The organism is Gloeobacter kilaueensis JS1 (assembly GCF_000484535.1).
GTDB lineage: Bacteria > Cyanobacteriota > Cyanobacteriia > Gloeobacterales > Gloeobacteraceae > Gloeobacter > Gloeobacter kilaueensis.
Genome location: NC_022600.1, coordinates 348,701 through 372,994 on the forward strand (window position 1 = coordinate 348,701; position 24,294 = coordinate 372,994).

Below are 24,294 nucleotides of genomic sequence, written 5' to 3' on the forward strand. Positions count from 1 at the left end.
TATAACTACAGTGCGTAAAAAAATCCATACGCATTGTTTTAACTTTTAGTAGTTACTTATGACCTCTGATTCACCTTCTGAGCCAATCGATGCCCAGGATACTCTCTTTGTAGAAGAGCAGGACGATTCTCCGTTTCCGGTCGCCGGGATTGGCGCTTCGGCAGGCGGCCTGGAAGCGTTTACGGAACTGGTCGGGGCGCTGCCTGCTGCCACCGGTATGGCCTTTGTTCTGGTCCAGCACCTGTCGCCGGATCAGCCCAGTTTGCTGCGGGACATTCTGGCGCGGACGACGGAGATTCCGGTTCTGGAAGTAACGGACGGGATGGCCGTCGAGCCGGACCACATCTACGTGCTGCCCCCGAACCGCCAGATGACGATCGCTGAGAATACCCTGCGGCTATTTCCGCGCCAGCGCACGCGGGGCCGGTTTATGCCCATCGATGCCTTTTTTATCTCCCTGGCCAAAGAGCGGGGCCGCAAGGCAATCGGGGTCGTACTTTCCGGCACTGACGGGGACGGCTCGGTGGGACTTGAAGCGATCAAGGCCGCCGGGGGCATGGCCTTTGCTCAGGACGAACAGTCCTCCCAATTTACAGGAATGCCACTATCAGCGGCAGCGACGGGCCACGTCGATTTCATCTTGCCGCCGGCGGCCATCGCCGCCGAACTGGCCAGGATCGGTCACCATCCCTACCTGCACCGTCCGGTTCTCAACCGGACGAGGGCGAGCAGCGACGAGCAGTCCCTCAGCGCAATCGTCCGGCTTTTGCACAATGCCACCGCTGTCGATTTTAGCGAATACAAGCGGCCCACCTTCCTGCGGCGCGTCCTGCGGCGCATGGTGCTGCACCGACTCGAGAACCTCGACGATTACGTGCGCTTTCTTGAGCAACACCCGGAGGAGGTGCTCGCCCTCTACCGCGACGTGCTCATCAACGTCACCAGCTTCTTTCGCGACTGGGAAGCGTTCGATGGCCTCAAAAGCTCGGTGTTTCCGACCATTATCGAGCGCAAACCGCTCGATATACCGATTCGCATCTGGGTGCCGGGGTGCGCCACCGGCGAGGAGGTCTACTCGATCGCTATCTGCCTGTACGAATATCTCGAGGACAACAAAGTCAAGTCCACCGTGCAGATCTTTGGCACCGATATCAGCGAGTTGTCCATCGAGCAGGCCCGCTCCGGAGTCTATCAGCCCGGTCAGGTAAAGGGGTTGTCTCCTGAACGGATGCAGCGCTTTTTTATCCAGCACGAAGGTGCCTATCAGGTCGCCCAGCACCTGCGGGAGATGTGTGTCTTTGCCCGCCAGAACCTGATTGCAGACCCGCCCTTCTCGCGGCTGGATCTGATTAGCTGCCGCAACGTGCTGATTTATTTTTCGCCTGCCCTGCAGCGCAAGGCTCTTCTTACCTTTCACTACAGCCTCAAACCGGACGGTTTTTTGTTGCTCGGCAGCACTGAGACGCCGGGCGATTCTTCGGGTCTATTTACCCAGATCGACCGCAAACAAAAACTCTACGCCCGCAAGCTCGTCCCCTCGCGGCTGCCGGTCGAGATCATACCCAACACCGCCCTGGCCACCGTGCCGAGCAGCGAGCGGCGAATAAGTGACGAGGTTGCAAGCGACTTTAACCTCCAGCAGGAGGCGGACCGGCTCATCCTCGATCGCTACTCGCCCGCCGGGGTAGTCATCAACACAGACCTCGACATCCTGCACTACCGGGGCGAGATCGGTCCTTTTATCAAACCGGCAGCGGGCCGGGCCAGCCTCAGCCTGCTCAAGCTGGTGCGCTCCGAGTTGCGGCCCGAACTGCGCACCGCCCTGCACCAGGCAAAAAAGCAGTTGCTGCCGATTCGGCGCGAGGGGGTGACGCTGCGCGACGAGAACCGCAGCCGCAACATCCGCATCGAGGTCATTCCCTTCAAGTCCGCTACCCGCGAGAACTATTTTCTGGTGCTCTTCGTCGATGAGCCGCTCATCGAGGCTCCCGAGCCGCCCGTTTCGAGGCCGCGACGCCAGAATCAGCAGGAGCAGCGGATCTTGGAGTTGCAACAGCAACTTCTGGCCAAAGAAGAGTACCTGCGCTCGACGGTCGAAGAACTGGAAGCGAGCAACCAGAGCCTCAGGGTCGCCAACGAGGAGATTCTGTCGAGCAACGAGGAGTTGCAGAGCACCAACGAAGAACTGCAGACCGCCAAAGAAGAGATCCAGGCGGCCAACGAAGAGCTGAACACGGTCAACGACGAATTGCAGCGCCGCAACCACGAATTGTCCCTGGCGAGCAACGACCTGCAGAACCTGCTTGTGAGCACCCAGATTCCGATCTTGATGCTCGACGGCGGCCTGCGCATCCGCCGCTTCACACCACCGGCAGGTGTCCTGTTTAACTTGATCCCGACGGATCTGGGCCGCCCGCTGCGCGACATCAACCACCAGCTCAATATCAGCGATCTTACCGAGCAGATCGCCAGTGTGATCTCTAGCTTGAGCCCGCTCTCGCAGGAGGTGCGCGACCAGCAGGGCCACTGGTACGAGCTGCGCGTCCGGCCCTACCGCACCCTCGACAACAAGATCGAAGGGGCAGTGCTGGTGCTGATGGACATCGACGGGCTCAAGCGCAGTGCCGAAGAGCTGGCCACCGCCCGCGACTACGCCGAGGCTCTCGTCGATACGGTGCCCGAGCCGCTTCTGGCCCTCGACACCGACTTGCGGGTGCTCAGGGCGAACCGGGCCTTCTACGACGAACTATTTTGTGTGCCCCAATTGATCGAAGGCCGCCTGCTCTTTGAGATCGGCGACGGCCAGTGGGATCTGCCTGAGCTGCGCGCCGGGCTTGAGAGCCTGGTCCAGAACGAAGGCCAGATGGTGGATCTGGAGATCGAGGGTGATTTTCAGGGCGTCGGGCATCGGGTGCTCGTGCTCAACGCCCGGCGCACGTCCAGGTCCCAGGGCGAAGGGTCGCAGATCTTGCTCGCTTTTAGCGATATCACCGTGCGCAAGCGCCTGGAGGCCGAACGCGCCCAACTGCTCGATATCAGCGAGACCGCCCGCCGCGATGCGGAGCAAGCCAACCAGGCAAAGGACAACTTTCTTGCCACCCTCAGCCACGAACTGCGCACTCCCCTCAACCCGATCATCGGCTTTGCCCAGTTGCTGCTGCGCAGGCCGGATCTCCCAGCGGAGATGAGCCAGGCGCTGCAGGCGATCGAGCGCAACGGCAGACTGCAGGCGCAACTCATCGATGACATGCTCGATGTCGCCCGCATCGAATCAGGACGATTGCGCATCGAGCGGCGAGCGATCGAGATGGCCGCCATCGTCAGGACTGTCGTCGAAGGATTGCAGGCGAGCGCAACCGCCAAGGACCTCACCATCGAGACCGAACTTGAACGCGAATGCCCACTCTTTGCCGATCCGCTGCGGATGCAGCAGATAGTCTGGAACCTGCTCACCAACGCGATCAAGTTCACCCCAGCCTCGGGGCGGATCACCATTCGCCTCACGCAGGACGATCGGCAGGTGCAGCTACTGGTGCGCGACACGGGCATCGGTATTCAGCCTGAATTTCTGCCCCAGGTCTTCGAGCGCTTCCGCCGGGCCGACACCTCCACGACCCGCCGCTACGAAGGGCTGGGATTGGGGCTATTTCTGGTGCGCCACATCGTAGAGGTCCACGACGGTTCGGTAAGGGCCGAGAGCGACGGCGAAAATCTGGGCAGCACGTTTACGGTGATCCTGCCCCGCTACGATGGTCCCCTCTGATCCTTACCCTGCGGCTTCAGCCCATCAGTTTTTGCAGCTGAGCAAAGGCAAGGCCGTCGTCTATGGCACGGCTGGCGGTGGGGATCGCTTCTCTTAGGGACGGGCTGAAGCCGGCTTCGGCGAGTAAAAAGGTGCTATTGAATATCGCAGCGCGACGCAGGGGGGTATCCTCGCCTTTGAGCGTCGCCATCATGAGGCCGCGCAGGCGCTCCAGGTCGTGGCCGTCGCCGGTGAGAGCCAGATCGTCGTCTGCCAGATCAAAGTCACCCGCCACCAGGCGAAAGGTTTCCGGGGCAGCCAGATCCGAACGCCAGCGCACGCCCAGGTTGGGGTGAAAGAGGGTGCAGTTCATCGAACCCTGGACGCCCCGAATCAGGGTAAGCGCACTCTGAGCGCGCAGTTGGGCGGTGGCGACAGCGAGGGTGATCGTCTCGCGGTGGGTGTAGCCAATCACAGGCAGGCCCAGGCCCACCGGGTTCCAGAACAGTTCGGCGGTGGCAAGGGGCGGGCGCTTGCCAATCTCGTCGCGGTAGGTCTGCAGCTCAAAAGCTTCCGGAAAGTGGGCGGGCAGGTACACCCAGCCGATCGCGGTTTCTTTGTACTGTTCGCTTAGCTCCTGACTATCACGAAACAGATCGATCCCCAACGCAGCGAGCAGATCGAAGCTGGTGAGGCCGTGCTTGGGGGGCATGTCGGTGCTGCCGTGCAGGACGACGCCCAGACCGAGGCTGCTTACGATCAAGGCGGTGAGGGGGGTGATGTTGGCGAGGCGGTCCTGACCGTCGTAGGGGCTGCTCAAGATCACCGGGCCGGGAGCACCGGGGGCAACGCTCAAGGGCCGGGCCACCGCGTCGAAGGCATCGAGGATGCCCGCCAGTTCCTCCGGCGTCGGGCGCTTGATCCGGTGGGCAATCAGAAAGGCACCGGCCTGGGCGGGAGTCGGTTCGCGGTCTAACAAAAGCCGCATCGCCCGGCAGGATTCCTCGCGGCTCAGGTCGCGGCCCGTCAGACGACCGGAGCCAATTTTTTTGACGAACTCGCGAAAGACGGCGCTCATCAGCCGGCGAGGGCAGAGCGCTCGGCAAGCCAGCTTTCGGCCCCGGCGCGCACCCAGCGCTCGAAGGCGGCGGGCAGGTGCTCGGCCACCAGTTGCCGGAAAGCGGCGACCACCGGCACCTGGTAGTTGTCCTTGCGGCAGACCAGCTCGACGGTGCGGCTCAGGCGCGGTTCCTCGATCCGGGCGATGGCCAGATCACTGTTCAGGTTCTGCACGGCACACAGGGGCAGAATCGCTACTCCTACCCCCTGGCGGACCATCTCCTTAAAGGCTTCGAGCGTGTTCAGTTCGACGGCGACCTCGATCGAGACGCCAATGGCACGAAAGTGTTGTATCAGGGCAGTGCGCATCGCGTAGCCTTCGCGGAAGACCACCTGGGGATAGGCGGCCACCTCCTGCAAGCGGACGCGGGCGCGGCGGGCAAGGGGATGGCGGCCCGGCAGCAGTGCTACCAGTTCCTCCTCATAAAGAGGTGTGCTCACCAGTTCCGGCGAGTGGATGGGACCCATCAAAACGGCCATGTCCACCAGCCGGTCCAGGAGCACCTTGGTGATCCGCTCCGAGCCGAGGGAGGTGAGCCGGAGCTGCGTGTCGGGATAGCGCTCGCGGAAGACGGCCAGAATCGACGGCAATAAATAGGTGTTGACCGAGTGCAGCCCGGCGATGCAGATTTCGCCCCGATCGGGGCGCAGCAATTCGCCGATCGCCTCGCGGGCCTGCTCCAGGTCGCGGTGGGCGCGGCGGGCGTAGGGCAAAAAGCACTCGCCCAGGGGGGTGAGGGTGGCCCGACGCCCGGTGCGGTTAAACAAAGGACCGCCCAGCTCGCTTTCGAGGGCCATGATCTGCTTGCTCAGTCCCGGCTGCGAGACGCCGCACTGCTCGGCGGCGAGCCTGAAACTGCCACAGCCATTAAGAGTCAGAAAATACTGCAACTGCTTTGAATCCACACCCTGTTACCCCAACACGCGGTCCCCTGTGCATCAGACGATACCCGGCTGTCGGGAGGGCGAATGTATCTGAGGTTACGTAATATTACTCAGCTGTAGATGCCTGTCGAAGGCTTGATTGCTGCCGGTTATCGAAGCGATAGCGGTTCGCTTTCGTCGGCACAATTTTGTGCGTTTGCACACACTTTCTGGGGAAGGGGAGCGGTTTTTTGGAACAAAGCCGGATTGAACGGGAAGGAATCGTGGCAAACCCGATCGAAAAGATCAAAGAAGAAAAGCCGGGGCTGGCGGTCAGGGCAGAGCTGGACGAGTTGGCCCGCCTCGGTTGGGAAGCGGTGAGCAAGGGGGATCTCGAACGGCTCAAGTGGATCGGCTGGTTTTTTCGCAAGAAGACCCCTGGCCGCTGGATGGTGCGCCTGCGGGTGCCGGGGGGAATTCTCACTACTTCTCAGATTCGGGTAGTAGCAGGGATTCTCGCCGCATTTTCGGACGTACAGCAGTGCGACATCACCACCCGCCAGAATATCGAGTTGCGCGGCCTGTGCCTGGAGGATAGCCCTGAGATCCAGCGGCGGCTGGAGGCGGTGGGGCTGAGCACGGTGCAGTCGGGCATGGACAACGTGCGCAACGTCGTCGGCTCACCCGTAGCCGGGCTCGATCCCCACGAACTTATCGACGTGCGGCCCCTGGTGCAGCAGATTCAAGATGCGATCACAGCTGGCGGCGAGGGCAGCTTCGAGTTCAGCAACCTGCCGCGCAAGTTCAACATCTCGATCACCGGCGATCGCGAAAATTCGGCCCACGCCGAGATCAACGACATCGGTTTTCTACCGGCCTGCCGGGAGGGCCAGTTGGGCTTCAACGTGCTGGTAGGGGGCGTGCTCAACTCCCAGCGCGCCACCCCGGCCTTGCCCCTCGACTGCTTCGTGCTGCCCGATCAGGTGGTGCCGCTGTGTCTGGCGATTCTCAGGGTCTACAGCGACTACGGTCCCCGCGAGGCGCGCACCCGCGCCCGGATGATCTATCTCATCGAAGATTGGGGAATCGAAAAATTTCGCGCCGAGGTGGAGGCGGCGGCAGGTTTCTTGCTCACTCCGGCGGCCAGCGAAGAATTTATCGACTTTGCCAGGCGCGATCACATCGGCGTCTGGCCCCAGAAGCAACCGGGGTTCTTCTTTGTCGGCCTGCACGTGCCGATCGGGCGGCTCTACGCTCCCCAGCTTGCCGAGCTGGCCCGCCTCGCCGAGCAGTATGGCGAGCAGGAAGTGCGCCTCACCGTCGAGCAGAGCCTGCTCATCCCCCACGTCCGGGCGGAGCAACTGGAATCGCTGCTGGCCGAGCCACTGCTACAAGTTTTCTCCCCCGAGCCGGACCCGCTCCTGAGGGGCCTCGTTTCCTGCACCGGTGCCCAGTTCTGCAATCTGGCGATTATCGAGACCAAGGAGCGGGCGCTGAAGCTGGCCCATGTGCTTGCAAGCGAACTGGAACTGCCCCGGCCCGTGCGCATCCACTGGTCAGGGTGTCCCAATTCCTGCGGCCAGCCGCAGATTGGCGACATTGGCCTGATTGGCACCAGGACAAAAGTCGGTGGCCAGAGCGTCGATGCGGTACACATCCTGATGGGGGGCCGGGTCGGGGCTGATGCCCGCCTGGGGGAGGTGGTACAGGAGAACGTGCCCTGCGACGAGCTGGCCAGTGTCCTCAAGGGTCTACTGATCGAGCACTTTGGAGCCGAGGAGCGCTACCCTCCGGCCCTGGCAAGCTGAAGGAGCGCGTCAACAAAGGCAGACATCCGGTCGGCACAGCCCCTGTTATGATCTGGCTGGCCAACCGCGAGTGCCGCGAGAATCTCGAAGGGACGTTTGCCATTACCGGCATTGGCGTCGCTCGCGGCAGTACGGACGAGTACTTTTTCAGCCAGATCTTCTTGAACGAGCAGTTAAGATAGCCTCGGAAAGTCTCAAGACAGCGGGGCGCAATGCGGGCGAAAAAAGTGGTGCTTGCCTACTCGGGCGGTGTGGATACGAGCGTGTGTATTCCTTATCTCAAGCACGAGTGGGGCGTCGAGCAGGTGGTGGCTCTGGCGGCGGATCTGGGCCAGGGCGAAGATCTCGAGGCGGTGCGCCAAAAAGCGCTCGCCTCCGGCGCGGATCAGGCGATCGTTCAGGACGCCCGCGATCAGTTCGTCTTCGACTACGCCTTTGCCGCCCTGCAGGCCAACGCCCTCTACGAGGGGCGCTATCCGCTGGCCACGGCCCTCGCCCGGCCATTGATTGCCCGCCTGCTCGTGCAGTGCGCCCACGCCGTCGGCGCGGACGGCGTCGCCCACGGCTGCACCGGCAAGGGCAACGACCAGGTGCGCTTCGACGTGTCGATCGCCGCCCTCGATCCCAGGCTCAAGGTGCTCGCTCCAGCGCGGGAGTGGGGCATGTCGCGGGAGGAGACGATCGCCTACGGCGAGCGCTACGGCATTCCGGCCCCGGTCAAGAAAAAATCGCCCTACTCGATCGACTTCAACCTGCTCGGGCGCTCGATCGAGTGCGGCATCCTCGAAGATCCGTGGGCTGAGCCGCCGGAGGAAGTCTACGCGATGACCCGGCCCATCAACCAGACGCCGGAGGAACCCACCTACGTAGAGATCGACTTCGAGCGCGGCATCCCGGTCAGCCTCGATGCCAACCCGCTGGAGCCGGTGAAGCTGGTGAGCGAACTCAACCGCCTGGCGGGCGATAACGGCGTCGGTCGCATCGACATGGTCGAAAATCGGCTGGTAGGGATCAAATCCCGCGAGATCTACGAGTGCCCGGCGGGCGTCGTGCTCGTCCTCGCCCACCAGGCGCTGGAAGCACTCACCCTGCCTCGGGAGGTGACAAACTACAAGCGCGGCATCGAGGACACCTACGCCCAACTGGTCTACAACGGCCTCTGGTACAGTCCGCTGCGCGGTGCCCTCGACAGCTTCATCGACTTTACCCAGAAGCGGGTGAGCGGCACGATCCGGGTGCGGCTGCACCGGGGGACCGCCACCGTCGTCGGTCGCAGGAGCACCTACTCGCTCTACGACCCGGACCTGGCCACCTACTCCGAGGGTGACAGCTTCGATCACCGGGCTGCCGAGGGCTTTATCTACGTCTGGGGACTGCCCACCCGCGTCTGGGCCAGGCTGGACAATCCGTAGCGGCTGCTACTGGCGCGGATACTGGGTCTTGACAAAGCCAATTTCGTAGAGCTGCTGGTAGGCTTTTTGACCCAACTCGCGGGTCGGGTTCTGGCTGGTGGTGATCCGCACCAGCAGAGGCACCGCCAGCTCGGGCTTGCCCTGGGCGCGGTGGATCAAGGCGAGCTGGTAGGTCGCCTCGTCGCGGCGAATCGCTGCCTGCAGCGCCAGTTGCTTTTCTTCGTCGGCGATGCGGTTGTCGATCCCGGCAAAGGACTTGGACAGTTGCTGATGAAAAGTCGAGATCTGGTTGAGCATGGTGAGCGCCTCCTGGTTGCGGGAGATCGCCTCGGTAAAGCGGCCATCTTGAGCGGCCTGCTGGGCATTTTTAAGAAGCTGATCGGCCCCAGAAAGACTGAGAACGCTGCTGGTCTGTTCGAGCTGGCGGTACTTGCTGCCGTCAGGAATCGAAGGGGCCGTCGCAGGTTCGGAGGCCGTGGTCGTACCGGGATTTTGCTTGAGGCCGCCCGCCTGTTGGGCTCCGGCTGCCGTCGCCCCCAACAGGGCCAGGGCGAAAAAGAAAGTCCCCACCTGGGAGAATGTTCGCATGGGGTGATTCCTTGAAACTTCTGTATCTTACCACCCCACCCGATCGCCCCCTGGCCATCTCCCCCAGCAAGGAGCCGCCAGAGGCAACAGTCCTGCAAATTTTGGCAATAGATTGTGATGACTCCTCTGGGCCTTGCAGGGCTCAAATCTAGTGCTGGCGGCAATTACAGGCATCTTAAATAATGTTAAGCGAAGCCTGTATGTTTTTGGGCTGGCCTATAATGCAGCGTAACTGCGTATGCTCTTTGGTCGATTTTGGCCATCATCATCTGTCATCAACAGATCCGAAAGAGCAAACGTCGGGGTTCTCATTCCGAAACCGGGCAGTGCCGGTCTTACCGGTAGTGCCTCAAGCAAGGAGATCCTCAATGTCTACAACGCCGCAGGAGCGAGAGAAGCCCGTAAGGGTTCTCGTAGACAACGACCCGGTACCTACCTCCACCGAAAAGTGGGGCAAGCCGGGTTGGTTCGAGCGGAACCTGGCTCGCGGACCCAAGACAACCACCTGGATCTGGGATCTGCATGCTCTTGCTCACGACTTTGAAACCCACACCTCCGACAAGGAGGAAATTTCCCGCAAGATCTTCTCGGCTCACTTTGGCCACCTGGCGGTGGTCACTGTGTGGCTGAGCGGCATGTTCTTCCACGGTGCGAACTTCTCCAACTTCAACGCCTGGATGCTCGATCCGCTCAAGCTCAAGCCCAGTGCCCAGTTTGCCTGGCCGGTCTTCGGTCAGGAGATCCTCAACGATCCGGGCACGGCGGCAAAAGGCTTCGAGCACGGCGGTCTGGTGTTGACCTCGGGGCTGTTTCACCTGTGGCGGGCGGTCGGCTTTACGACCACCGGCCAGTTGCAGGTCATGTCTTTTGGCCTTCTGGCCCTTGCGGCGATTTTCCTGTTTGCCGGTTGGTTCCACTACCACAAGCGCGCCCCCAAGCTCGAGTGGTTCCAGAACGTCGAGTCGATGCTCAACCACCATCTGGCGGGGCTCATCGGTCTTGGTTCGCTCTTTTGGACCGGCCACTTGATCCATGTCGCGCTGCCGGTCAAGGCCCAACTCGACGCCGGTATCGCCCCGGATCAGGTCAATCCCTTTTTGGGGCTCGACTACGCGGCGATGGGCAAGTACTTCCCGAGCGGCTTTGGACCCAACGGCGGCTTAGGGGCGTTCTTTACCCTCAACTGGGGCCAGTTCAAGGACTTTTTGACCTTCAAGGGCGGCCTTGAACCGGCAACCGGTGCCCTCTGGCTCACCGACATCGCCCACCACCATCTGGCGCTGGCGGTGCTGTTTATCGTCGCCGGGCACATGTACCGGACCAACTGGGGCATCGGCCACTCAATTAAAGAGATGCTCGAAGCCCACAAGGGTCCGCTCACCGGCGAAGGGCACAAAGGTCTCTACGAGATCTTGACCACTTCCTGGCACGCCCAGCTGGCGATCAACCTGGCGATCGTCGGTTCGATCACGATCATCGTCGCCCACCACATGTACGCGATGAATCCCTATCCGTACATGGGCGTCGATTACGCCACCCAGATCTCGCTGTTTACCCACCACATGTGGATTGGCGGCTTCTTGATCGTGGGGGCGGGGGCGCACGCGGCGATCTTCATGGTCCGCGACTACGACCCGGTGCAGAACCAGAACAACCTGCTCGATCGCACCCTGCGCCACCGCGATGCGATCATCTCGCACCTCAACTGGGTCTGCCTGTTCCTGGGCTTCCACTCGTTCGGACTCTACGTCCACAACGACACGATGCAGGCGCTGGGCCGTCCAAAAGACATGTTCGCCGACTTTGCCATTCCCCTGCAGCCGGTCTTCGCCCAGTGGGTGCAGGGCATCCACACGGCGGCAGTCAATGGCCTCACCGGCGCGCCGGGCGGTGTCACTGCTCCCTGGGTCACAGATACCAGCTACACCTGGTACGGCAGCCTGCTGCCCACCGCCGGTGCAGCGGCGATCCAGGCCAATCAGGTGCTGGCCCTCGCCAACGGCAAGATCGCCGCATCTCCGATTCACCTGGGCACGGCGGACTTTATCGTCCACCACATCTTTGCCCTGTGCATCCACGTCACGGTGCTCATCTTGCTCAAGGGCGTGCTCTTTGCCCGCTCCTCGCGCCTCATCCCCGACAAGGCCAACCTCGGTTTCCGCTTTCCCTGTGACGGCCCTGGCCGGGGCGGCACCTGCCAGTCCTCCGCCTGGGACCACGTCTTCCTTGGGCTCTTCTGGATGTACAACACCATCTCGGTGGTGATCTTCTACTTCAGCTGGAAGATGCAGTCGGATGTCTGGGGGACGGTCGCCGACGGTAAGGTCTCCCACATCATCGGCAATACCGACGTGTTGCTCGGTGCCGACCAGACGATCACCCTGTCGCAGTTTGCGGCGAGTGCGGTCAACATCAACGGCTGGCTGCGCGACTTTTTGTGGGCGCAGGCTTCGGCGGTAATCAACTCCTACGGGGGACCGCTCTCAGCCTACGGCCTGCTGTTTTTGGGTGCGCACTTTATCTGGGCCTTCTCGCTGATGTTCTTGTTCAGTGGTCGCGGCTACTGGCAGGAACTCATCGAGTCGATTGTCTGGGCGCACAACAAGCTCAAGGTAGCCCCCGCCATTCAGCCTCGCGCTCTGAGCATCACCCAGGGCCGGGCGGTCGGTGTGGCCCACTACCTGCTGGGAGGGATCGTCACCACGTGGGCGTTCTTCCTGGCGCGATTCCTGGCCTTGCCATAGGGAGTGACATCAATGGCAACACGTTTTCCAAAATTCAGCCAGGACCTTGCACAGGACCCGACCACACGTCGCATCTGGTACGGCATCGCCACCGCCCACGACTTTGAAAGTCACGATGGGATGACGGAGGAGGCGCTCTACCAGAAGCTGTTCGCCACCCACTTTGGACACCTGGCGATCATCTTCTTGTGGTCCTCGGGCAACCTGTTCCACATCGCCTGGCAGGGCAACTTCGAGCAGTGGGTAGCCAACCCCACCACCGTCATTCCGATCGCCCACGCGATCTGGGATCCGCACTTCGGTGCCGGTGCGGTCAAAGCCTTTACCCCCGACGGGGGGGCCGGACCGGTCAACGCCGCCTACTCGGGGCTGTACTACCTCTACTACACCCTCGGGATGCGCTTCAATTCGGACCTCTACGAAGGTTCGATCTTCTTGATGATCCTGGCGACGATCTTCTTGCTCGCGGGCTGGCTGCACCTGCAGCCGCGCTTCCGCCCGTCGCTGGCCTGGTTCAAAAACGCCGAGTCGCGCCTCAACCACCACCTGGCGGGCCTGTTTGGCGTCTCGAGCCTCGCCTTCGCCGGTCACATGATCCACGTCGCCATCCCCGCCGCGCGCGGTGTGCGGGTCGATTGGAGCAACTTCCTCTCTGTCAAGCCGCACCCTGAGGGGCTCGCCCCCTTCTTTACCGGCCAGTGGGGGCACTACTCCGACCCGCAGTATGGTCCGCCGATTCTCACCTTTATCGGTGGGCTCAACCCGGCCACCCATACGCTCTGGCTCACCGACATCGCCCACCACCACCTGGCTATCGCCGTGATCTTTATCATTGCGGGCCACATGTACCGGACCAACTTCGGCATCGGCCACTCGATCAAAGAGATCCTCGATGCCCACAAGGGACCGCTTACGGGTGAGGGGCACCGGGGCCTCTACGACACGATCAACAACTCGCTGCACTTCCAGCTCGGTCTGGCCCTCGCCTCTCTGGGTGTCATCACCTCGCTGGTCGCTCAGCACACCTACGCCCTGCCGGCCTATCTCTATATGCCGCAGGACCACACGACGATGGCGGCCCTGTACACCCACCACCAGTACATCGCTGGTTTCTTGATGGTCGGGGCCTTTGCCCACGGGGCGATCTTCTTTGTGCGCGACTACGATCCGAAGGCCAACGAAAACAACGTCCTGGCCCGGATGCTCGAGCACAAGGAAGCGTTAATTTCGCACCTGAGCTGGGTGAGCCTGTTTTTGGGCTTCCACACCCTGGGTCTTTACGTCCACAACGACGTGATGCAGGCGTTCGGTCGCCCCGAAGATCAGATCCTCATCGAGCCGGTCTTCGCCCAGTTCGTCCAGGTGCAGTCGGGCAAGATCATCGAGGGCATCCCCGCCCTCTTTGGCGGTATCGGCGTCACCGCTCCCAACCTGGTAGCCAACGCAGGCTGGTTGCAGTCGCTCAACGCCAACGGCTCGCCCATCTTCCTGCCCATCGGCCCCGGTGACTTTTTGGTGCATCACGCCATCGCCCTGGGCCTGCACACGACGACCCTGATTCTGGTCAAAGGTGCCCTCGACGCACGCGGTTCCAAGCTGATGCCCGACAAAAAGGACTTCGGCTTTGCCTTCCCCTGCGACGGTCCTGGCCGGGGCGGCACCTGCGACATCTCCGCCTGGGATTCCTTCTATCTCGCCATGTTCTGGATGCTCAACACGATCGGTTGGGTGACGTTCTACTGGCACTGGAAGTGGATCTCGATCTGGGGAGACAACATCTCCCAGTTCAACAACAGCTCGACGTACCTGATGGGTTGGTTGCGAGATTATCTCTGGGCCAACTCTGCCCCGCTCATCGGCGGTTACACCCCGGCGGCGGGCACCAACGCCATCTCGGTCTGGGCCTGGATGTTCCTGTTCGGCCATCTGGTCTGGGCGACCGGCTTCATGTTCCTCATCTCCTGGCGCGGCTACTGGCAGGAGTTGATCGAGACCCTGGTCTGGGCCCACGAGCGCACCCCGCTCGCCAACCTCGTCCGCTGGAAGGACAAGCCGGTAGCGATGTCGATCGTTCAGGGCCGCCTGGTCGGTCTCGCCCACTTCACCGTGGGGTATATCCTGACCTACGCTGCCTTCTTGATCGCTTCGACAGCCTCCCTCTACCCGAGGTAAAGGCGCAGGTCAGCGACTAAAAAAGCCCCTGGTTTTTGCCGGGGGCTTTTTGTTGGGATCTGACGGCCTTCAGGCGAGGGGACTGGAAAGGCTGCTGGTCTTGAGGGGCACCAGATTGCCGTGCTGGGTAAGGCCAAGCAAGATCGATTCGTTGGTGCGGATATTGTTGCCGGTGAGGGCGCAGCGCTGGTCTTGATGGGCGGTGGCCACGATCGTCGTGCGAATGTCGGCGGCGCTGATGCGAATGTGATAGTCACCAGATTTTTCGCGCACGTAATTCCAGAGGATTTCTCTGACCAGAGCCTGGTAGCCCTGATCGCCGGAGAACTGCTTGAGCTTTTCTTTTAACTCGCGCTCCAGACGAATGCTGGTCACTTCCATTTCGGTGGTGGAGGTGCGCGGTAGTGCTTGCATGGTAAGACTCCTTGGCTCGCGGAAACGACTGTAGTACCCGTGTAGTATAGCTTTTCTGGCTTTGGCGCGCTACTGGTTGCGCAGCCCGGCAGGCACGATCCAGTGCTCGGCCAGATCGAAGCCGAACTGGACGACGAGGGCGAGAGCTGCCGCCGGGATCGCTCCACTGAGGAGGGTGGCATTGTCGTTGAGGGCGAGGCCGGTAGCGATGCGCTCGCCAAAGCCCCCCGCGCCGATAAAGGCGGCGATCGTGGCGGTGCCGACGTTGATCACCGCCGCTGTCTTGATCCCAGCCAGGATCGTCCGGGAGGCGAGGGGCAATTCGATGAGCCGCAGGCGCGCAAGAGCCGGCAGGCCCAGGGCCATGCCCGACTCGCGCAGGTTGGGCGGAATATCGGTGAGCCCCGCGTAGGTGTTGCGCACGATAGGTAAGAGCGAGTAAAGAAACAGGGCGACCAGGGCGGGAAGGGTGCCGATTTGCTGCAGCACCGGGATCAAGAAGGCGAGCAGGGCGAGCGAAGGAATGGTCTGGATAAGCCCGACCCCAGCCAGGATCGTCTGGGAGAGGGCGGGGCGGGAGGCGGCCAGGATACCGATGGGCACACCGGCGATGACGCCAAATAAAAGCGAGACAAAGACGAGCAACAGGTGCTGGAAGGTGAGGCGGCCAAAATCCGGCCCAAATAATTGAGCGATAAAGCCGGTCGCAGCCGGGTCGGGGGCACCGTTTCCAAGAAACTGAGAGGCAATCGCAGCAAAAGATTCGCCGCGCAGTTCGGCGTCGGCGTTCATCTGGATCATCTGTCGGGCGCTGATCTTGCCTTCGAGCTGGCCGATGGCTGCCCAGGCTGCCGGTAACCGCCGGGGGAGATCCAGCCGGTAAAGGAGCACCGCCCCGTAGGCCGGAAAGAAGTGGCGGTCGTCTTCGAGCACCCGCAGGTGATAGCGCTCGATCTTGGCGTCGGTCGAGTAGATGTCGATTACATCGATCTGGCCGGTGGCAATCGCCTCGTAGGCGAGGCCGTGCTCGATGGCGCGGGGCTGGGCGTTCAGGCCGTAGACCCGCCGCACACCGGGCCAGCCGTCCGCCCGGTTCAAAAATTCCTGCGACAGGCCGAATTGCAGTTCGAGATGGCGGCTCAAGTCTGTGAGAGTACGGATGCCGAGCTTTTGGGCCTGCTCCTCGCGCATCGCGAGGGCGTAGGTGTCGTCAAAGCCAAAGGGCACCGCTGCGCCCAGGCCCAGGGGGGCAAGCTGGCGGTTGAGGGTGGCCAGACTTGCCGGAGCCGTGTTTTTGAGGATCTCGCGGTCGATCGTGCCGGTGTACTCCGGGTAGAGGTCGATTTCTCCGGCCCGCAGGGCAGCATAAAGAATGCCCGTATTGCCCAGCCCCTGGCGGTGAATGGCCTGGGTCCTGCCCGGACCTTCGGCCTGGGCACGGACGATCTCCGCCAGAATATAGGACTCGGTGAAGCGCTTGGAGCCCACTTTTAACGGACCTTCGGCCCAGGCAAGGGGCTGGAGGACGAGCAAGAACAACCAGACGAGCCGCAGGGTGCGCACAGATCAACCGTCCGGTGGCAGCAGGTCGGGGCGGCGCTCGCGGGTGCGAGCCAGTTGCTGCTCGCGCCGCCAGCGCTCGATCTGGGCATGGTGACCGCTCAGGAGCACCGGCGGCACGGACCAGCCTCGAAAACTAGCCGGGCGGGTGTACTGGGGGTATTCGAGCAGATTGTCTTCAAAACTTTCGGCGGCGAGGGAGCGCTGGTTGCCGACGGTACCAGGGAGCAGGCGCACCACGCCGTCGATGAGGGCGAGGGCCGGGATCTCGCCGCCGGTAAGCACAAAGTCTCCCAGGGAAATCTCGTGGGTCGCCAGGTGCTCCCGTACCCGCTCGTCCACGCCTTCGTAGTGGCCGCAGACGAGTACCAGTTGTTGAAATTCGACCAGCGACTTGAGGAGCGGCTGGCGGAGGGGCACGCCCTGGGGAGTCAGCAGGATCACCGCACGGGGCGATTCGACCGGCAGCGACTCGACCGCCGCAAATAGCGGCTCCGGTTTGAGCACCATTCCCGCTCCGCCGCCGTAGGGCGTGTCATCGACGGTGCGGTAGCGATCGCCGGCAAAGTCGCGGGGATTGGTGAGCGCAACGCTTACGATCTGCTGGGCAACCGCCCGGGCGAGCAGGCTGGTGGTGAGGGGCGTCTCAAAAAATTCCGGAAACAGGGTCACGACATCGATTCGCATCGCACCGACCGGGACTTACGATCAAATTATGATAGCGAATCCTTTTAATCCACCCCAGCCGCTCGTCATCGATCCCCTGCTGCGCAGCTGGCTCGCCGAGGACTGGGGCCGGGGCGACCTTACCTCCGAGACGCTCTTTAACGAGCACAACCCGCTCGTCACCGGCCAGATTCTCCTCAAGGACACCGGCGTCATCGCCGGGCTGCCCATCGTCCAGCGGCTCTTTGCCATCGTCGATGAACGGGTGCGGATTGCGCCGGTGGTGAGCGAAGGAGCGGCCATAGAACCCGGCACGATCGTCGCTGTGCTCGAAGGGCCGGTGCGCTCGGTGCTGATGGGCGAGCGGGTCGCGCTGAATCTGCTCCAGCGGCTGAGCGGCATCGCGACTCAGACGCGCCGCTACGTCGAGCGGCTGGTCGGTTCCACCGCCCAACTGGTCGATACGCGCAAGACGACGCCGGGACTCAGGCTCCTTGAAAAGTACGCCGTGCGCGTCGGCGGGGCGCTCAACCACCGCTTTGGCCTCGACGATGCGGCGATGATCAAGGACAACCACATTCTTGCCGCCGGTGGCATCCGCCCGGCAATCGAGCGGCTGCGGGGCCGGATTCCTTTTTTGACGCCCATCGAGGTCGAGACCGAATCGCTTATCCAGGTGGAGGAAGCCCTCGCCTGCGGTGTGCAGGTGATTATGCTCGACAACATGCCCCTTGAATTGATGCGGCGGGCGGTCCTGCTCATCCATCGCCGCGCCCTCACCGAAGCGTCGGGCAACATCACCCTCGAGACGATCGCTGCCGTCGCTGAGACTGGCGTCGATTATATTTCCACCAGCGCCACGATCACCCGTGCCCCCTGGCTCGACATCAGCCTCGATCTCACCCTTTAGGGCCATCAAGAACGATCCAGGGAAAGTAGGGCGTCTGGCAACCAGCACCGATCGAAACGAGCCTGAGGGGCAGTTGGCTCGTTCGCCAGTAGGCTACTGGGGGGCAATCTTGAAGATTGTTCCGAGGCTCGGAAGATCTGAGGTGCCCAGGGTCGTGCCGTAGAGGTTGCCCTCTGCGTCGAGCAGCAGGGGGGCCACTGGATAAGCGCCCTGCAGCTGAAAATTTTCGATCGTCGTCAAGGACTGGCTACTGGTATTGAATTTGAAGGCGGTGCCCAGGCCACTCACACCGCCCCTGAGGGTAGTGCCGTAGAGATTGCCAGTGCTGTCTGCGATCAAGGTGGCGTAGGGGTTGGCTCCGCTCACACCGTCGAAGGTATAGAGGGGCGTCAGTTTGCCCAGCAGCGAGAGCTTGTAGAGGATGCCGACGCCACCGGCCCCACCGCTGATCGTCGTGCCGTAGAGATTGCCCTTCGGATCGCGCACCACCCCGCCGTAGGGTTTGGACCCGTCGCTGCCGTCGAAGGCATAGAGCACCGAGAGCACTCCGCTTGGATCGAGCTTGAAGATCGTGCCGTAACCGGGACCGCCTCCAGCGGTGGTGGTGCCGAAGAGGTTGCCGTTGCTGTCGAGCAACAGCCCCGCGTAGGGGTTGGCTCCAGTCGGTCCATCAAAAGAATACAGCGTCGTCAGCTTGCCCTTGAGCGTCAGCTTGAAGATCGTCCCGAGGCCAAAGGCTCCGCCGCTGTAGGTCGTGCCATAAAAGTTGCCGACCTTGTCGCGGATGAGAACAGAACTGGGCTGACTGCCGTCGGAACCCTGGAAAACATGGACGACCTTAAAATTGCCGGCCCCATCGATCTTGTAGAGGACGCCGTTGGCCTTGGGGCCGCCGCTGGTGGCCGTGCCGTAGAGGTTGCCCGAGCTATCGATGAACACACCGCCGTAGGGAACGGCACCGTCGCTGGTACTGAAGGAGTGCAAAAGCGTATACTGACCCGCAGCAGAAAGCTTGTAGACAGTGCCGAGGTTCTTGCTGCCCCCGACGCTGGTCGTGCCATAAAAGTTACCCGCCCCGTCGCGGGCAAGACCGGCGTAAGGCAGCGCTCCGTCGCTGCAGAACGCGCCCGAGGTCTGACTGCAGAAGGTGTAGGAAATGCTCAGAGTCTGGGCAATACTGGCGCTCTCCCCGGCAACCAGCAGCAGGCCAGTGAGCATCAGAGTCGAGAGCGAGGCACAGAACCCTCTGACGTGCTGTGCAGGCTTGGACGGAAGCAGGAGGCTTTTCATGAGGGAGACCTTGATCGTGGCATCGGGATTATAGAGAGTACATCCAGCCAGCGCAAGTGAGCTGCATCACACGTCCTAAAAAATCTTGATCGAGATCGCAAAACACCTCCGACCGAGAAGAACCCTCAGCGCCAGACCTCGACGGCGACCGTGCCTGTAAATCCCGCCAGAGGGGGCTGGGGCTTGTGGACCTCGACGCGCACGGCGCTGAGCCGTTTATCGAGCTGGCGCAGGCGGCAGGCAATCCGCTCGGCCATCGCCTCGATCAAGGCGAACTGCTCCTGCTCGACGATCGAGCGCACCAGGGCGATCGCTGCGGCGTAGTCGAGGGTGTCATCTAAGTTGTCGCTGGTACTGGCCTCTTTAAGATCCATCTGCAAGTCGAGATCGACGATGAAGCGCTGGCCCAACTGGCGCTCCTCGGCAAAGACGCCGCTGTGGCCGTAGGCGGTAATGCCGCGCACGCGGATGCAGTCGGCCATCGCCTAGCTCGGAAAGACGAGTTTGTTGCGGTGGTGACTTGCCACCGACTCGACTAAGCCCAGGGCCGTAAAACAGGTGATCAAGAACGACCGGCCAAAGGTGACAAAGGGCAGCGGAATGCCTGTAACCGGAGCAAGCCCGATCGTCATGCTGATGTTGATCACCGTCTGGAACAAAAGCATCGTGAACACACCGACCGTAAGCAGCGAACCAAAGTCGTCGGAGGCGTTGCGGGCGATCACGATGAGCCGGAAAAACAAGCACAAAAATAATCCCAGCAACACCAGCGCCCCGACAAAGCCCCACTCCTCGCCGAGGGCCGAAAAGATAAAGTCGGTGTGCTGCTCGGGGATAAAGTTGAGCTGGGTCTGGGTGCCCTGAAAAAATCCGCGCCCCAGGACACCGCCCGCTCCAATTGCGATCTCCGACTGGAGGATGTGGTAGCCGGAGCCGAGCGGATCGCCGCTTGGATCGAGAAAGACGACCAGCCGCTGCTGCTGGTAGGGTTTGAGCAGGTGCCAGAACATCTGGCCGAGGCCGCCTGCGAGCAGATTGGCTGCTCCCACCGCAAGCGCACTCCACCAGCCCCAGCTGAGGGAGCGCCAGGCAAGCAGAGCCATCGCCAACCCCCAGCCCAGCCAGACTGGCAGCGACAGGGCGTAGAGAACGGCGGCAACCAGCGGCGAGGCGAGGACGATGAGCCAGCTCGCCCGCGCCCCGCCCCAGTAGAGCATCCCCAGGGCAATCGCGCCAAAGACCAGAGCCGTTCCCAGATCCGGTTGCTTGAAGACAAGTAAAAAGGGCACCGCCAGCACCGCCAGCACCAGCCAGATCTGGCGGAAGCGGCGAATGGGATAGCGATGGAGCAATGCCGCCAGGGTCACGATCACCCCGAGCTTGGCAAACTCGCTGGGCTGCAACTGGATGCCGCCCAACTCGATCCAGCGCTGGGCTCCTTTGGCGGAGCTACCGACGAAGAGCACCCCGAGCAGCATGGTGCAGGCAGCAGCGTAGATCCCCCAGTACCAGCGCAACAGCCAGCTATAGCCAAAGCGCGACAAAAAAAGCGTCCAGCCGATGCCCACCGCACCCGTCGCCAGCTGCGCCTTCCACTCGCTGCCCTCCGGGCGGGTGCTGAAGATCGTGAGCACCCCCGTCGCCAGAAGCAGCACCGCGAACAGTAACAGCCAACCGTCGAAGCTGCGCAGAAACTTTTGAGCCGAGCTGAACCAGCTGTTCCAGGGCAGTTTCAGTTCCATAGGGCGGCTTGTAAGAGGACAACCACTTCAAGACGGTGTTTTTTGTAACTCCGGCTTTTCTTCGGGCAGGATTGCGCCAGTGACCGGGCAGACCTGCAGGCAGATGCCGCAGTCGATGCAGGTCGAAAAATCGATCCAGTACCAGTTGGTACCCTTGGCGTTTTTGCCTGGTCCTTGATCGATGCAGGAAACCGGACAGGCATCGACGCAGTCTGCAACCCCTTCGCAAACATCGGTGACGATCGTGTGGGGCATCGCTCGTTTCTCCCTCTCGCTCCATTCAGTATAGGACGGGCCTACTCCTCGCCCCGGATCTCCTTGACGATGCCATCTTCGAGGAGAATCTCGACGTTCATCTTGGCGACGAGATTGTCTCCGGGCTGGACATCGAAGTAACTCTCGACCTGCCCCTGGACCACTTCTTGATCCATCTCCCAGGCAGTGACCTGCGAGAGTTGCTGCAGGAACTGGTTTTTTTGCTGCAGGAGCTGGTTTTTTTGTTCGTTGACCTGCAGGCGAACGTTGTCGATCTGACTTTTGGCCTCGGGACCGAGGGGCTTGAGGCTGGTGCGCTCAATCTCAGCTATCGCCCGTTTGCCCTGAAAGTCGAGCTGCTCAAGCTGGCGGTCTGCCTGAGAAAGAAAACTCTGCAACTGTGCCATCATTTCGTCTTTCAAGCGAGCGGTCACGATCGCCTTGATGGTCACGTTGCGCTTGATGTTGAGCTTCATTGAACTCGCTACGGTAAAGTCGCTTGCGTATTTTACGCCTTCGCCCGGTCAATGTCGATCGACGCCCGGCGCTTAAAAACAGCCTTAATAGAGAAGAAGCACTCTGCAGATAGGACCCTGGCAACGATCCTGCGCGACTGGAGCTTTCGCTACGCCCCGCTGTACGAGGCGATCACCTGGCTTGCGGCGACTTTGGCGGGCGGGCAGGCGTATTTTCGACGGGCCGCCTGGCAGGATCTGCCCCTCGACGAGCGCTGGCAGGTGCTCGATCTGTGCTGCGGCCCCGGCAGTGCGACGCGCTATCTGGCCGCCACCGGAGCGCAGGTGACGGCCCTGGACGCTTCAAGGACGAGCCTCCGCTACGCCCAATCGCGCCTCAAAACCGTTCAATTTGTCTGGGGCCAGGCGGAGAGGCTGCCCTTCGCCCCGGCCAGCTTCGACCTGGTACACACCAGCGTCGCCCTCCACGAGATGGAGCCAGGGCAACTGGAGGCGATTTTTCAGCAGGTGTATCGGGTTCTCAGGCCCGGCGGCTCCTTTGTGTTCATCGACTACCACCAGCCGACCAACCCGCTTTTTTGGCCGCCGCTGGCGATTTTTTTGTGGCTCTTTGAGACCCATACCGCCTGGCGGTGGTTAAGAGCAGATCTACCGGCTCTGCTCTCTGCTGCCGGAAACTGGCGAGCTCCCCAGAAGCGCCTGATCGCCGGTGGCAGCCTGCAGATTGTGCGCATCGAAAAGGGCCCCTAGCTTACGGCCTTTTCCAGTTCCTGCTGGTCCCACAGTTGGCGGTACGCGCCGCCCCGGCGCAACAGTTCAGTGTGGGAGCCGCCCTCGACGATCTGGCCTCTTTCCATGACCAGAACGCGGTCGCAGGCGGCGGCGGCGCTCAGCCGGTGGGTGATCAAGATGAGCGTGCGCTGCTGGTCTTCGAGGCGGTCCAAGATCTCTTCGGCGGTCTGGTTATCGACGCTTGAGAGCGCGTCGTCGAGCACCAGGACCGGCGCGTCCATCAAGAAGGCGCGGGCGAGGGCGACGCGCTGGCGCTGGCCGCCGGAGAGGGTAATCCCCCGCTCGCCCACCAGGGTCTGGTAGCCCCTTGGAAAAATGTCGATCTCCTCGTGGATGCGCGCCTGACGGGCAGCTGCCACCACCTCGGCGTCGGTAGCGGTGGGACGACCGTAGCGGATATTTTCGGCGACGCTGGTGCTAAATAGAAAGCTCTCCTGGGGCACGTAGGCGATCGCCTGACGCAGGTCGTTCAGCTTGAGGCTCACCACGTCGATGCCGTCGAGGAACACCTGGCCGGGCTCGATCTCGAGCAGCCGGGGCAGGGCGTTGGCGAGGGTCGATTTGCCGGAGCCGATCGTGCCGACGATGGCGACCGACTCGCCTGCTGCCACCTCGAAGGTGACGCGGTCGAGGGCGGGCCGCTCGCTGCCGGTAAACCTGTAGCTCAAGTTGCGCACGGCGATTGCACCCTCACTATGGCCCAGGGGCACGGCATCGGGAGCTTCCACGATCGTGGGCGGCACCGAGAGGATGCTTTCTACCCGGTCGATGCTCACCTGACCGCGCTGGTAGGTGGTGATCGTAAAGCCGAGCAGAGCAGTCGGAAAGACCAAGCGCTCGATGTAGATGGCGAGGGCGGCAAAGGCACCGAGGCTGAGGCTGCCCTCCGCGAGGCGAGGGCCACCGGCCCAGAGCAGCACCAGCAGACTGCCGCTTGCCAGGCCGCCCAACAGCGGAAAGATGATGTTGCGGCTGAGGGCGAGGCTGAGGTTGGCTCTGAGCAATTCGTCGTTTTTGGTGTCGAAGGCGCGGCGCTCGTTGTCTTCTTGGGCGTAGACCTTGATGAGCGAGATACCGCCCATGTCCTCTTGAATCAGAGAACTGAGCCGGTCCAGACCCTGCTGGACAGCGATCTGCTCGTTGCGCAGCCGGTCAGAAAAAAGCCAGACCGCCCCGAACATCAGCGGATAGACCAGAAGACACAGCAACGTGAGCGACCAGTCGAGGCTCAGCATCACCGGCAGGGTGAGCAGGTAGGCAAACAGGGTGTTGATGATGCTCAAGATCGCAAAGCCCAACAGACGCCGGACATTCTCGACGTCGCTGGTGGCGCGGTTGATGAGGTCACCCACTGGATTTTGGGCAAAGTAGGTGGGCGACATGCGCAGCAGGTGGGAGAAGATCTTTTCTTTGAGGTCGAACTCGACCCGCCTGCCGATACTAAAAAGCAGCACCCGAGACCAGACTCGAATCAAACCCATGACCGTGGCAAGCGCCAGGATCGCAAGGGCGTAGAAGAGCACCCCCTGGTAGCGCAGGTTGTGGCCCAGATCGTCGATCGCGCCTTTGATGAGCCACGGGATCACCACCCCGAGGCCGTTGGTGACAAAGAGCGAGAAGATACCAAGAAAAAGTCGGCCCCGGTGCGGGCGCAGATAACTGTAGAGGTGGGCAAAGGAAGCTCTGGCCATATGTCAAGCTTATCTTGGGGAGCCTGTTGCTGTTAAACCTGTTGCCTTC

General features: G+C 62.0%; 20 protein-coding genes. 8 read left to right on the top strand and 12 right to left on the bottom strand.

Going from position 1 to position 24,294, the window contains the following annotated elements; translation table 11 throughout:
* The first annotated feature begins 58 nt into the window (after positions 1–58).
* The gene (locus GKIL_RS01530; protein WP_023171578.1) at positions 59–3,763 is read left to right on the top strand and encodes a chemotaxis protein CheB; all 3,705 of its coding nucleotides are present in this window, start codon (positions 59–61) and stop codon (positions 3,761–3,763) included.
* A 16-nt stretch (positions 3,764–3,779) separates the two neighbouring features.
* On the opposite strand, the gene GKIL_RS01535 is transcribed toward GKIL_RS01530, so the two are convergent.
* Both GKIL_RS01535 and GKIL_RS01540 read right to left on the bottom strand, forming a co-directional pair.
* On the bottom strand, positions 3,780–4,820 hold the full coding sequence (locus GKIL_RS01535) for an anthranilate phosphoribosyltransferase (protein ID WP_023171579.1): 1,041 nt from the start codon (positions 4,818–4,820) through the stop codon (positions 3,780–3,782).
* A complete protein-coding gene (locus tag GKIL_RS01540; protein ID WP_023171580.1) occupies positions 4,820–5,767 on the bottom strand; it encodes a LysR family transcriptional regulator in 948 nt (315 codons plus the stop codon). Before GKIL_RS01540 ends, GKIL_RS01535 begins: the two co-directional genes overlap by 1 nt.
* Positions 5,768–6,009: 242 nt before the next feature.
* Here GKIL_RS01540 and GKIL_RS01545 point away from each other — a divergent pair, with 242 nt between their 5' ends.
* The 3 genes from GKIL_RS01545 to GKIL_RS01550 are packed head-to-tail and all read left to right on the top strand — an operon-like array spanning position 6,010 to position 8,945.
* Positions 6,010–7,533 (top strand): ferredoxin--nitrite reductase, encoded by a 1,524-nt coding sequence (locus tag GKIL_RS01545; protein ID WP_023171581.1) that lies wholly within the window; start codon positions 6,010–6,012, stop codon positions 7,531–7,533.
* A gap of 47 nt (positions 7,534–7,580) precedes the next feature.
* A complete protein-coding gene (locus tag GKIL_RS25700) occupies positions 7,581–7,715 on the top strand; it encodes a CAP domain-containing protein (protein ID WP_023171582.1) in 135 nt (44 codons plus the stop codon).
* Between the two features lie 30 nt (positions 7,716–7,745).
* Positions 7,746–8,945, top strand: coding sequence for an argininosuccinate synthase (locus GKIL_RS01550; RefSeq protein ID WP_023171583.1), 1,200 nt, complete (start codon positions 7,746–7,748; stop codon positions 8,943–8,945).
* Between the two features lie 6 nt (positions 8,946–8,951).
* Here the strand turns inward: GKIL_RS01550 and GKIL_RS01555 are convergent, their stop codons facing one another.
* Positions 8,952–9,533, bottom strand: coding sequence for a hypothetical protein (locus GKIL_RS01555; RefSeq protein WP_023171584.1), 582 nt, complete (start codon positions 9,531–9,533; stop codon positions 8,952–8,954).
* A gap of 368 nt (positions 9,534–9,901) precedes the next feature.
* Between GKIL_RS01555 and psaA the strand changes: the two genes are divergently transcribed.
* The gene (gene psaA / locus GKIL_RS01560; protein WP_023171585.1) at positions 9,902–12,277 is read left to right on the top strand and encodes a photosystem I core protein PsaA; all 2,376 of its coding nucleotides are present in this window, start codon (positions 9,902–9,904) and stop codon (positions 12,275–12,277) included.
* Positions 12,278–12,289: 12 nt separating this feature from the next.
* A complete protein-coding gene (psaB, locus tag GKIL_RS01565) occupies positions 12,290–14,449 on the top strand; it encodes a photosystem I core protein PsaB (RefSeq protein ID WP_023171586.1) in 2,160 nt (719 codons plus the stop codon).
* A gap of 69 nt (positions 14,450–14,518) precedes the next feature.
* Here psaB and GKIL_RS01570 read toward each other — a convergent pair whose 3' ends face one another.
* From GKIL_RS01570 to trmD, 3 genes are all read right to left on the bottom strand, one after another.
* Positions 14,519–14,863, bottom strand: a complete 345-nt coding sequence (locus GKIL_RS01570) for a hypothetical protein (protein WP_023171587.1) — start codon at positions 14,861–14,863, stop codon at positions 14,519–14,521.
* Positions 14,864–14,932: 69 nt separating this feature from the next.
* Complete coding sequence (locus GKIL_RS01575; RefSeq protein ID WP_023171588.1) at positions 14,933–16,426, bottom strand: ABC transporter permease/substrate-binding protein; 1,494 nt, start codon at positions 16,424–16,426, stop codon at positions 14,933–14,935.
* A 3-nt stretch (positions 16,427–16,429) separates the two neighbouring features.
* Positions 16,430–17,110 carry a tRNA (guanosine(37)-N1)-methyltransferase TrmD gene (trmD, locus tag GKIL_RS01580; RefSeq protein WP_023171589.1) on the bottom strand — a complete coding sequence of 227 codons (681 nt, stop codon included), beginning with the start codon at positions 17,108–17,110 and terminating at the stop codon, positions 16,430–16,432.
* Positions 17,111–17,138: 28 nt separating this feature from the next.
* Here trmD and nadC point away from each other — a divergent pair, with 28 nt between their 5' ends.
* Positions 17,139–17,999, top strand: a complete 861-nt coding sequence (nadC, locus tag GKIL_RS01585; protein ID WP_023171590.1) for a carboxylating nicotinate-nucleotide diphosphorylase — start codon at positions 17,139–17,141, stop codon at positions 17,997–17,999.
* Positions 18,000–18,092: 93 nt separating this feature from the next.
* Here nadC and GKIL_RS01590 read toward each other — a convergent pair whose 3' ends face one another.
* The 5 genes from GKIL_RS01590 to GKIL_RS01610 all read right to left on the bottom strand — a co-directional run bounded on the left by GKIL_RS01590 (position 18,093) and on the right by GKIL_RS01610 (position 21,762).
* Complete coding sequence (locus GKIL_RS01590; RefSeq protein WP_023171591.1) at positions 18,093–19,289, bottom strand: choice-of-anchor tandem repeat GloVer-containing protein; 1,197 nt, start codon at positions 19,287–19,289, stop codon at positions 18,093–18,095.
* 125 nt (positions 19,290–19,414) lie between these two features.
* Entirely contained in the window at positions 19,415–19,771 is a 357-nt protein-coding gene (gene folB, locus GKIL_RS01595) for a dihydroneopterin aldolase (protein ID WP_023171592.1), read from the bottom strand.
* A 3-nt stretch (positions 19,772–19,774) separates the two neighbouring features.
* Positions 19,775–21,031 carry a rod shape-determining protein RodA gene (rodA, locus tag GKIL_RS01600; protein WP_023171593.1) on the bottom strand — a complete coding sequence of 419 codons (1,257 nt, stop codon included), beginning with the start codon at positions 21,029–21,031 and terminating at the stop codon, positions 19,775–19,777.
* Between the two features lie 27 nt (positions 21,032–21,058).
* A complete protein-coding gene (locus tag GKIL_RS01605) occupies positions 21,059–21,286 on the bottom strand; it encodes an indolepyruvate ferredoxin oxidoreductase subunit alpha (RefSeq protein WP_023171594.1) in 228 nt (75 codons plus the stop codon).
* Between the two features lie 41 nt (positions 21,287–21,327).
* Positions 21,328–21,762 carry a YlqD family protein gene (locus GKIL_RS01610; protein WP_023171596.1) on the bottom strand — a complete coding sequence of 145 codons (435 nt, stop codon included), beginning with the start codon at positions 21,760–21,762 and terminating at the stop codon, positions 21,328–21,330.
* 51 nt (positions 21,763–21,813) lie between these two features.
* Between GKIL_RS01610 and GKIL_RS01615 the strand changes: the two genes are divergently transcribed.
* Entirely contained in the window at positions 21,814–22,512 is a 699-nt protein-coding gene (locus tag GKIL_RS01615) for a class I SAM-dependent methyltransferase (protein ID WP_023171598.1), read from the top strand.
* On the opposite strand, the gene GKIL_RS01620 is transcribed toward GKIL_RS01615, so the two are convergent.
* The gene (locus GKIL_RS01620) at positions 22,509–24,245 is read right to left on the bottom strand and encodes an ABC transporter ATP-binding protein (RefSeq protein ID WP_023171599.1); all 1,737 of its coding nucleotides are present in this window, start codon (positions 24,243–24,245) and stop codon (positions 22,509–22,511) included. The genes GKIL_RS01615 and GKIL_RS01620 overlap by 4 nt on opposite strands.
* Between the last annotated feature and the right edge of the window lie 49 nt (positions 24,246–24,294).